A 9,814-nucleotide genomic window follows, 5' to 3' on the forward strand; every position below is an offset into this window, starting at 1 on the left:
CTCCTGACTCCTGACTCCTGACTCCTGACTCCTGACTCCTGACTCCTGACTCCTGACTCCTGTGATAAAAAAAAGACAGGCATCTTGCCTGTCCCACAAATCATTGTTTAGTAAAGAATTTAGAAATTCATCTCAGCAGCTTGGACTTTTTCCACCTGCTTCTTCTTCAGCACTAACATAACTTGTGCCAACATCACTAAACAGATAAAGGCGATCAAACCTGTGACTCTGTTGGGGTTTTGTAAGACGATTTCTGTATCTTTCTGACCAAAACCACCGACGTTGGGGTTATTGGTTAAAGCGTCACCAGATGCAACTGTTTGTCCTTCAGAAACAATCAGTTGTGGACCTGCGGGAACGGTATCGTTAACAACTTCACCGCTGTCGGTTTTGATGCTAACTACATACTTAACGTTACCGTCTTCATCTTCTGTTTTGGCAATCTTGCTGATTGTACCAGCAGCGGAAGCGTTGTAAACGTTGTTATTGCTCTTTTCACCTGTGGGGTAAACTTGTCCACGTCCTCTGTTACCGCCTACATGAACGGCATATTTGCCAAAGTAGATATTTTTGTCGGTAGCAGGGTTAGGTGAAAGCACAGGGAAGACGATTTCTTGATGTTCTTCTCCTGGTAAGGGTCCAACAATGACGACGTTTTCCTGGTCTTCTCTGTAGGTTTGGAAGTAAACATCGCCTACTTCTTCCTTCATTTCTTCAGGAATGCGGTCTTCTGGTGCAATTTTGAAGCCTTCGGGTAACATCAATACAGCACCGACGTTTAAACCGACTTTAGAACCATCAGCACCTACTTGCTGTACGTTGGTATCGTAGGGGATTTTGACGATCGCTTTAAATACGGTGTCAGGTAATACTGATTGGGGTACTTCTATTTCTGTGTTTTTTGCTGCTAGGTGACAGTTAGCGCAAACAATCCGTCCTGTGGCTTCGCGGGGTGTTTCAGGAGCGGTTTCCTGCGCCCAGAAGGGATAAGCAGCAGCTGTTTGGGGGTGAGCAATATCGCTGGTGAAGAAAAATGTCACAGTAGCGATCGCTATTAGTAATGTATTGAACATTACTTTAGCAGCGCGGGTTAACCTCGCTGGTGTACGGGGGTTTCTCATCTCTATAAAGTCAGTTGTCAGTGGTCAGTTGTCAGTGGTGATTGTTCAGCATTAAAGCTGAACCATTGCATTGTTTAAGCCCACCAAGGTTCTTCACCAGTGCGGAAGTCGGTTTCTGTCCAAGGGGTCAAAACGATTTTGTCATCGTTGACATTCGCATGAGCTAAAGCTAAAGACCTGGGTGCAGGTCCGCGGACCACTTTACCAGTAGCATCGTACTGGGAACCGTGACAAGGGCATTTAAACTTGTTCTCTGCTACGTTCCAAGGAACAACACAACCTAAGTGGGTGCAAATAGCGTTAATGCCATAGTCTGTGATCGCTTCTTTGCTTTCTACCACAATATAGGTAGGATCTCCCTTGAGTCCTTGGACAAGGGTGCGATCGCCTACGTTATGACTGCTGAGAAACTTACTAACACTAACATCGTTACCCAGTTCATCTTTTGCTACTGTACCACCACCAGCACCACCGCTGGCGGGGGGGATAAAGTAGTTAACAACAGGATACAATACACCAGCCGCTACTCCGGTGACAGTCCCAAAAGTCAGCAGGTTCATGAACTGACGACGACCCATATCGGGTACGTCCATTGATTCAGAAAATTGAGCCATAGTCTACGCGCTCTTTGTGTAATTTGTTCAGCAATTTTGACAAGAGTGGTAGCAACTAGCCTCACACTTTGCCTGAGTCGAAATGCTAACGCCCCCAGTGATGCCATACTTCTTGGTAAGAAGACCTATCTAGCATTACCTTCTGTTAGCATTACATTTCTTTATATCCTTATCATAGTTTCAAAAAGCATAGACAAATATCTCATGCTTTCTGTTTGCTGGGAATCACCCCAACAGGACTTACTACCACACCCTCTATCCCTAGTCTAAAAGCTGTTGGGACTACTTTAAAGAAAATATTTTGCGGGTTCTCTGTTTTCAGTTCTGATTGGATTAGCTACTCTTGAGAATGTTTTACTTTGTCTGATTTATAGGATTTCCTGTCACACAGGAGCTATGGTCAGATCAATTCTGACTCTCCCCAGTCTCAGAGCCGGACTTTCACCACTTCTCAAGGATCTACGCTTCTTGAACTCAAGACTAAATATATCACATTCACATCTTGCATCACAGATGCAGACAAAACATGATAATATTTCTGTACTATAAATATTAATATTTTGAGTAAGTAAGTCGGCTCTAAATGTAAAATCTAAATGAGAGCAGCCATGATCTCGTTAAGTCTGTGTTGAATTTGTTTTAGATGTGTAACAATCAGATGCTACACAGCTAAACTTGATAATTCTAATATAGTTAAGTCTTGTGCTGCGGGCATATTACTCGCTAGACTTATCCAAATTAAATGCAAAACAGTTTATCTGACTATGTAATTCACTTGCATGGCATTTAACTAAAATAGGGCTTGCTGAATAAACCCAAAATACTGGTAAATCAAAGGTTTGAGGCTGACCAGGAGGAAAGAAAGTGCAAGATTTTTGAAGGGTATACCTTAAAAACTGTGCATTTTGGGTCTGATAAATTAGAAAATCTGGGGATAACAGATAGCTAAAACTATTCCCTATTCCCTATTCCCTGCCTCAACGAAGCGACTTTTTCAGCAAACCCTAAAATAAACAATACAACAATAAATCTTAAAGCATTATGACTGGCAAGGAATTACGTCAACTGTTAATTGATAAATGGGGATATTCCTACGATGTCCAGTTCCGCAGGACGCAAGGAAAGATATTTCTGCAAATTATGTGGAAATATCTTGAACAAGCTTCATTCCCTTTAAGCGAACCAGAATATCAAGAACATCTGGATAGCATCGCTAATTATCTCAACGCTTTGGGTGGAACGAGTCAAGTACAAACTTTTGTTGAACAAACTAAAGAGCGTCCCCGATTGGGTAAAGCTGTAAGTATTCCTCTTGACTTGGGCGATCGCGCATCTGAATGGATAGTGTAGGTTGTGACTGGTGACTGGGGACAGATAATATTTTTATATGAAAATATAGCATTTACCAATCTAGTGAGGTACAGAGTTTTTTATCTTAGGGAATTGGGAATTGGGAATTGGGAATTGGGAATTGGGAATTGGGAATTGGGAATTGGGAACAGTAAATAAATTAGGGTGTACCTCATGAGACTGGGAAACGCCATATCATGTCAAAAAAGCCAAGATGGGAAAATAAGAATTAAAATTGATCAATCCATTTGCAGAAAGGAAAAAAGTTTGGGTACATTGGGGAAATCATCATCATTTAAGAATTACCCGAATTTTTAAATGTTTGTGTTTATTATAGTCATCCGGTTTGATTTCTGAATTTATCTGTGTAGGCAGGCAAGAGGCAATAGTTCGACTTCGCTCACCAACCAGGCAAAAGGCTTTTAGAGAATTTTGGTGTACGGAGTTTTTTTCAATAATCAAATAGGAGTCCTATAGGTTTAAAAGAATATGCTCAGGCATTTTTTAAATGCTTAGAGGAAATATATCATCTAGAAAAAGGTGAAATTACTAAACTTACATTTTCTCATTGGCAAGATGCAATAAATAGTTAAGAATAAGTAGATTGTAATTCATGCAATTTTTTCGACTAATCTACATATCTAATGTTTTTGAAGTACAATTAAGTAAACACAATTCTAACAAGAGATTTTCAAGTGGAAACATCTAAACATCTGCCTCTTGTTTTTTTAGATACAAATGTTATCGCTGCTTACTTACGTGGTGAGTCACCTAGTTCTGAACTATTCTCTCCAGCAGTGTTGACACAAGTGCGGTTAGCAATTAATCCAGTAGTATTACAGGAGCTTTTTTTCTTGGTAGAGTCCAGTAAAAACCCAGAAATTCTGGATGAACTTCAAGAAGAAGTTAATGTGATACCTGTAAATTTACAGAAAGCTGAGGAATATCTCAAGTATGCAGCAGACCTTCGTAACCGTATAGCTCATTCTAATGATGTTTTAATTCTTAGTAGTGCTGCTGAATGTGACTATTTAGTTACTTATGATAAAGCATTAAGTAAAGCATTAGGTTCTTTATCAACGAGTAAGCCTCAAATAGTTACACCTGAACAATTATTATCTGAATTGGGAACTAAGGTGTGAAGGTTTATATTGATACGGGTGTTTTTATTGACTATCTCAGTCCACAAGCGATCGCTGGATCAACTCTCAGAACTACACAACGTCGTGGCCGTGATCCAAAAAAATTATTTGAAGATGCAGAGGATGTTTTAAAGTTAGTTTCTGCAAAACATACAGGTGCTACATCCAGTCTTACCTATTATGAAGTAGAAGAAGCATTATTTAAACAACTGATATCAGTTGCTAAGGGTATGAGTAATGCTAGTACATTAAGAGTTCTTGCAGCCCGTTCTATTGTACCCCAAACAGTAACTGCGGTCAGGTTTTTTGGAATTAGTGTACTAGACTTAACGGCTGGAATTGTGGAAGCACAGTTAAACAATATGGAACTTTATATTAGGGGAATACGTGCAGCTGATGCACTTCATGTTGCCAGCGCAATTCAATTTGATGCAGAAGTTGTCATTTCTGTAGATGAGGATGTGTTGAAATTAGATGGTGTGATACTTAACAGCAGTGGCATTCCAATCAAATTCTGTGATACTGATTTGGCATTAAACGTATTATAAAATACACAATATTTGGAATACAACTAAAGAAGCAAGCGATCGCCCCACATTTCCCCCATATTTTCTAAATTCAATGATAATGATAAAAATTTTCAATAAGCTTTAGTATTTTTTCATAATTACAGCATGACGATTTCTCTGATAAAAGCCGAATTTTTCAGGCTTTTTAACTGGAAAGTGATCAAAAAGCAGTCAGCTTGACTAATTGATCAGGTTACGAGAAACTATAGGTTGATGGATGTAACTGCTAACCCAAATAATAACTTTCGTTAAGATTTTGAGATATATATTTTTAAAGATGGAACATTATGAACAAATGGCAACTTTTGTTTCTGTGTTCTTTCAGCAATAGAAAACTAACTCCGCTAAAGCAGTTAAGTCCAAGGGTACTATTGAGATTGGCATTCAGAGAATGGAAACACTAGAATTTATAATTTATCCAGACGGTCGAGTACAAGAGAAAGTCACTGGTATAGTGGGATCTTCTTGTGCGGAGGTAACAGCAGCCATAGAAGCCCAACTGGGAAAAGTGGTAAATCAGCAGCCCACCTCAGAATTTTTCGCCAACAAAGCTACACAGGAATCAAGTGTAGCCAATACCCAAACTGCTTTTAGCGAATGGTAAGTTTTCCAACTCGTCTACTTTCATTGATTACAAACCGCCATGTCACACTTTAGCCAAATTAAAACTCAAATCCGCAACCTCGAATCCTTACAAGATGCACTTTCCGACTTAGGAGTAGACTGGAAACCAGGCCCTCGTGAAGTGCGTGGTTATCGTGGTCAAACCCATCCAGCCGAAGTTACCATTGAACAGGAAAATGGTTATGACATCGGTTTTAGATGGAATGGTCAGGAATACGAATTGGTAGCTGACTTACAATATTGGCAGCAAAATTTATCTGTAGATGGATTTTTGCGCCAAGTCACCCAACGTTATGCTTACCAAACAGTGATGAAAGAAACTGCCAAAGTTGGTTTCCAAGTTGCTGAAGAACAGAAAAATGCAGATGGTTCTATTCGTTTAGTGGTACAACGCTGGAGTGCGTAATGTCTCAATTGCAACCGTTCCCAGAAGATTTAGATAATAATCTAGACAATAATCCTTCCGGTTTAGAGCCAGAATTAGGCGGTTTTTTGCGAGATGAACCAGAACGTTCTGGTTTAGAGCCGGAACTGGGCGGTTTGCTGCGACAGAAAGGAGTTTATGTCGATGAAATTACCTGTATAGGTTGTAAACACTGCGCCCATGTTGCTAGGAATACATTTTATATTGAACCTGATTATGGGCGATCGCGTGTAATTCGCCAAGATGGCGACTCAGAAGAGGTAATACAAGAAGCTATAGATACCTGTCCTGTAGACTGTATTCACTGGGTTGATTATACAGAACTGAGAAACCTGGAGGAAGACCGCAGATATCAGGTTATTCCTGTAGTGGGTTATCCGGTGGATCATGCGGTAGCTACCACAGAAAAACGTCGTAAAAAGCAGAGATTAGCAAAAAATCAATAATATAGCAGGAGTCAGGAGTCAGGATTTCAGAATTCTGATTACTTATATCAATTCAATATATTGAATTGCTACTGCCTAGAGCGATCGCTGCATTTTGTCCACCAAAACCAAAACTCAAGCAGAGCAGTTTTTGTATTTCTGTATTTCTTACTGTTGTCACAAAATTTAAATCAAATTCTGGTTGTTGCAATCCCACAGCAGGAGGTAATATTTTATGCTTTAAACTCAAAAGCGAAAATGCTACACCTAAAGCCCCCGATGCTCCTAGTGTATGACCTGTAGAGCCTTTTGTAGAACTAATAGCTACTTTTGGCGGAAATAAAGACTGTATAATTTTGCTCTCTATTCGGTCGTTGAGAATCGTAGCTGTACCATGAGCATGAATGTAGTCTATATCTGCGGGTGTTAAATTACTGCGTTCTAAACATTGCTTGATAGCAGCGATCGCACTCTTTCCTTCTGATTCCGGCTGAATGCCATGAAACGCATCTGCTGTCAAGCCAAAACCCAGAATTTCCCCATAAATATTTTCTGGGTTGATTTGGCGTTGTTTTGCCGACTCCGCAGATTCCAGCACAAACACAGCACCACCTTCACCTAATACCAAACCTTCCCGGTGTAAATCAAAAGGATAAGCGCCTGTTTTTGCTAAAGCCCCCATTTGCTGAAATCCACAGATGGTAAGGGGTGTAATAGGTGCTTCCACTGCACCAGCGATCGCCCGTTGACATTGACCGCTTTGAATTAACATAGCAGCTTGGGAAATTGCCCAAATTCCCGTAGCGCAGGCCGCCATTGGTGCTAAAACTGGACCACAAGACCCGATTTGTCTGGCTACAGCGATCGCATTCATCAGTGGTAAAGTATCCAACCAATTTTCCAGATTTAATAATTCTGCGTTGGTATCTTGACTATACATTTGCTGTGCAAACTTCTCCCAAGACGCTTGATAGCTACGACTAGAACCAATTACCACAGCACAATCAGGCAAAGACGCTACTAATTCAGCATTTTGTAAAGCAGAATAAACAACCATCTGAGTGAGGGTACTCAAATCAGAAGGTTGTTGATTAATTAAACCTAGAGGAATTTTCCCCAGTTTTGGAAATGGTTGATGTAATTTAATTCCCGTTTTTAAGCATAGTAAATTTTGCCAGCTATCTTTCAAGCTGTTACCCAAAGCAGAAACTAAACCAATACCAGTAACAACAACCCTAACCAATTTTAGATTTTAGATTTTAGATTTTAGATTTTAGATTTTAGATTTTAGATTTTAAATTAGGAGTCAGGAGTCAGGAGTCAGGAGTCAGGAGTTCAAGGAGTCAGAAGTTATTAATTTTGACTTTTGACTTGATTTATTCCCTATTCCCTCTATTCAATAATGGACAATTAACAATTAACAATTGACAATTACCTCTCCCTTAAAATCAGAGGATTTCAAAAGCCGAATTTTGGCTTTTTCCCCCTTTAAAGGGGAGGTTTTAAACCTGGAATAAAACAATTATCAATTGTCAATTGTCAATTGTCAATTATCAATTGATAACTACTGAGGAACTTTCAAGTTTTCAGCACCTTTAACTACTTTAGCAGAATCAATTTTATCGCCTTCCTGAATTTTATTAACTACATCAAAACCATCGGTTACATAACCAAAAACCGCGTAGTTACCATCTAAAAAGCCCAGATCCGCTAGAGCAAAATAAAACTGAGAAGAAGCAGAATCAGGCATTTGGGATCTTGCCATTGCTACAGCACCAAGTTTGTGAATCAAAACAGGCTTTTGAGTTATTGTTTGACCGTAAACTGGTTGCTCTGCACCTTCAGGCTTAATTTCTAAGGGTATACGGCGTTCAGTTTTCAGTTTTGGATCTATATAACCACCAGTTCCCCACAGTTGCGGGGAAGTATTGGAATCTTTACTTTGAGGATCACCACCTTGAACCACAAATGGCTGAGGTTCACGCACAACCCGATGGAATACCAAACCGTCGTAAACGCCTTTTTCGACTAAATCAACAAAGTTTCCCGCAGTAATGGGAGCATTATCACCATCGACTTCAATGGTAATTGGTGATCCTTTAACTGTCATCACTACAGTAGCCTTACCTTCGAGACGTGGTAAATTATTTATTCCGGGAACACTCTGATTATTTTTGTTTGATGGTGTTTTTGCCTCGTCAGTTGACTTGGAGGTAGCTGTGGAATTGGGAGATGTACTAGAAGCGACTTGATCAGCCGAACATCCAGTCAACATCAAACCACCAATCATCAACAGAAGGACTAAAAATTGTGAAAATTTTAACCGCATTGAAAGTTACTTACTCAACCAAAGTATATTAGCAATTTTGGATTTTAGAATGGTGATTGGGGATGATTGGTGACTGGGTAATCAATTTGATGTTTCCCAATCAACTATCGACCATCAACTATCACCAATCCAAAATCCAAAATCCAAAATCCAAAATCTAGAGTCCTTCTAAGGGTACACCCAAAAAGCGAGCTAACTGAGCGCCTTGAGTTTCTAACTCAGCCAAAGATAAAGGTTGACCTACCCGTGTCAGGGGAATATCCCTTCTTCCCTTGACTTTCAGATAAAGTGCGCGTTGAGGATTTAGACCTTCTTTAATAGATATACGTACAGATTGTATATCTTGGATGCGGCTTTCAATCTCAATTTGGCGGTTTTTCCCAGGAAACCCCCAACGAAAGATTTTGAACTTGCCAGTTTCCTGGTTAAATTCGTTGTAACCGCCGCCTACATCCCATAAAATAACTAGCCACAGGTACAAGGCCAACAGTACACCAGCTATGCCATATAATCCCATCACCAATCCTTGAGGGACAAATACCAGTTGAGTGGGATCGGTGACAATGAGTAAATTGACTTTGAGATAGCTGGAAATGCCAGCCAATAAAAAGCCGGATGCTCCTAAACTAACAATAGTTGCCCACCAGTAGTTACTTAACCGACGAGAACCGAGAACATTTTGATGCAGGAGGCGATCGCTTTTATTAATCCTTGTTGATGCCGTCATTTTAGCTACCTTAGACCGTTATATATTCTCTGTGAACTGGGGACTGGCTAACCTGGGTAATGAGACAGGTATGGATCTAGATTTTAACTTCATTCACCCAAACCTTAAAGATATATTTTCTCCAGCATCAGCTTAAATCTTTTTATAGAAATTAACGCTATCAGCTTGTAGTAGCAGGACTTTCACTGTGTGGTTTGATATTGACACTCTGCGGTCTGAAGACACGCAGATTCTCTAAGACTAAGACCTGCTTAAAAGGAATAGTCAATTATTCCCCTACACGCTCAAAACAACTACTTACGGATAAGTGTTGCAATTGCGCTTACTTTTATATTTTTTTTGGCTTTATGAGTCCATCGAATTTTGGCGGTATACACTCTGTATCTTGCCTTTGCTTGTTTACCCAGGCTACGGTCAAAGCCGAGACGAGATAAATCAGGGGTTTCTCCTGATCAAAATACTTCTTCGTGCAGATGGTTATTCTTACTC

The 9,814-nt window shown here is 39.9% G+C and carries 11 protein-coding genes; 6 read left to right on the forward strand and 5 right to left on the reverse strand.

Annotated features, from left to right (window positions below; all coding sequences use genetic code 11):
- Positions 1 to 119: 119 nt before the first annotated feature.
- Both petA and petC read right to left on the reverse strand, forming a co-directional pair.
- A complete protein-coding gene (petA, locus tag PN497_RS10430; protein ID WP_096566271.1) occupies positions 120 to 1,121 on the reverse strand; it encodes a cytochrome f in 1,002 nt (333 codons plus the stop codon).
- Between the two features lie 74 nt (positions 1,122 to 1,195).
- Positions 1,196 to 1,735 (reverse strand): cytochrome b6-f complex iron-sulfur subunit, encoded by a 540-nt coding sequence (gene petC / locus PN497_RS10435; protein ID WP_096566273.1) that lies wholly within the window; start codon positions 1,733 to 1,735, stop codon positions 1,196 to 1,198.
- A 1,041-nt stretch (positions 1,736 to 2,776) separates the two neighbouring features.
- Here petC and PN497_RS10440 point away from each other — a divergent pair.
- The 6 genes from PN497_RS10440 to PN497_RS10465 all read left to right on the forward strand — a co-directional run bounded on the left by PN497_RS10440 (position 2,777) and on the right by PN497_RS10465 (position 6,290).
- The gene (locus tag PN497_RS10440; RefSeq protein WP_096566275.1) at positions 2,777 to 3,085 is read left to right on the forward strand and encodes a DUF3067 family protein; all 309 of its coding nucleotides are present in this window, start codon (positions 2,777 to 2,779) and stop codon (positions 3,083 to 3,085) included.
- Positions 3,086 to 3,780: 695 nt separating this feature from the next.
- Positions 3,781 to 4,227 carry a type II toxin-antitoxin system VapC family toxin gene (locus PN497_RS10445; protein WP_272110070.1) on the forward strand — a complete coding sequence of 149 codons (447 nt, stop codon included), beginning with the start codon at positions 3,781 to 3,783 and terminating at the stop codon, positions 4,225 to 4,227.
- Complete coding sequence (locus tag PN497_RS10450; RefSeq protein ID WP_096566277.1) at positions 4,224 to 4,775, forward strand: type II toxin-antitoxin system VapC family toxin; 552 nt, start codon at positions 4,224 to 4,226, stop codon at positions 4,773 to 4,775. Before PN497_RS10445 ends, PN497_RS10450 begins: the two co-directional genes overlap by 4 nt.
- A 412-nt stretch (positions 4,776 to 5,187) precedes the next feature.
- Positions 5,188 to 5,400, forward strand: a complete 213-nt coding sequence (locus tag PN497_RS10455; protein ID WP_096566279.1) for a DUF2997 domain-containing protein — start codon at positions 5,188 to 5,190, stop codon at positions 5,398 to 5,400.
- 39 nt (positions 5,401 to 5,439) lie between these two features.
- Entirely contained in the window at positions 5,440 to 5,826 is a 387-nt protein-coding gene (locus PN497_RS10460; RefSeq protein ID WP_096566281.1) for a DUF1257 domain-containing protein, read from the forward strand.
- The gene (locus PN497_RS10465; protein WP_096566283.1) at positions 5,826 to 6,290 is read left to right on the forward strand and encodes a ferredoxin; all 465 of its coding nucleotides are present in this window, start codon (positions 5,826 to 5,828) and stop codon (positions 6,288 to 6,290) included. The genes PN497_RS10460 and PN497_RS10465 overlap by 1 nt, the downstream gene beginning before the upstream one ends.
- A gap of 52 nt (positions 6,291 to 6,342) precedes the next feature.
- Here PN497_RS10465 and PN497_RS10470 read toward each other — a convergent pair whose 3' ends face one another.
- The 3 genes from PN497_RS10470 to PN497_RS10480 all read right to left on the reverse strand — a co-directional run bounded on the left by PN497_RS10470 (position 6,343) and on the right by PN497_RS10480 (position 9,325).
- Positions 6,343 to 7,512 carry a beta-ketoacyl-ACP synthase gene (locus tag PN497_RS10470; protein WP_096566285.1) on the reverse strand — a complete coding sequence of 390 codons (1,170 nt, stop codon included), beginning with the start codon at positions 7,510 to 7,512 and terminating at the stop codon, positions 6,343 to 6,345.
- 321 nt (positions 7,513 to 7,833) lie between these two features.
- Positions 7,834 to 8,598: a peptidylprolyl isomerase gene (locus tag PN497_RS10475; RefSeq protein WP_096566287.1), complete on the reverse strand. Its 765-nt coding sequence runs from the start codon at positions 8,596 to 8,598 to the stop codon at positions 7,834 to 7,836.
- 157 nt (positions 8,599 to 8,755) lie between these two features.
- Positions 8,756 to 9,325, reverse strand: coding sequence for a photosystem I assembly protein Ycf4 (locus tag PN497_RS10480; RefSeq protein ID WP_096566289.1), 570 nt, complete (start codon positions 9,323 to 9,325; stop codon positions 8,756 to 8,758).
- Positions 9,326 to 9,814 lie beyond the last annotated feature (489 nt).

This window comes from Sphaerospermopsis kisseleviana CS-549 (assembly GCF_028329225.1).
In the GTDB taxonomy this organism is placed as follows: Bacteria; Cyanobacteriota; Cyanobacteriia; order Cyanobacteriales; family Nostocaceae; genus Sphaerospermopsis; species Sphaerospermopsis kisseleviana.

Bases quoted from the DNA above. Each gene is read 5' to 3' on its own strand.
- petA (WP_096566271.1), bottom strand. From the start codon at position 1,121: ATGAGAAACCCCCGTACACCAGCGAGGTTAACCCGCGCTGCTAAAGTA.
- petC (WP_096566273.1), bottom strand. From the start codon at position 1,735: ATGGCTCAATTTTCTGAATCAATGGACGTACCCGATATGGGTCGTCGT.
- PN497_RS10440 (WP_096566275.1), top strand. From the start codon at position 2,777: ATGACTGGCAAGGAATTACGTCAACTGTTAATTGATAAATGGGGATAT.
- PN497_RS10455 (WP_096566279.1), top strand. From the start codon at position 5,188: ATGGAAACACTAGAATTTATAATTTATCCAGACGGTCGAGTACAAGAG.
- PN497_RS10460 (WP_096566281.1), top strand. From the start codon at position 5,440: ATGTCACACTTTAGCCAAATTAAAACTCAAATCCGCAACCTCGAATCC.
- PN497_RS10465 (WP_096566283.1), top strand. From the start codon at position 5,826: ATGTCTCAATTGCAACCGTTCCCAGAAGATTTAGATAATAATCTAGAC.
- PN497_RS10475 (WP_096566287.1), bottom strand. From the start codon at position 8,598: ATGCGGTTAAAATTTTCACAATTTTTAGTCCTTCTGTTGATGATTGGT.
- PN497_RS10480 (WP_096566289.1), bottom strand. From the start codon at position 9,325: ATGACGGCATCAACAAGGATTAATAAAAGCGATCGCCTCCTGCATCAA.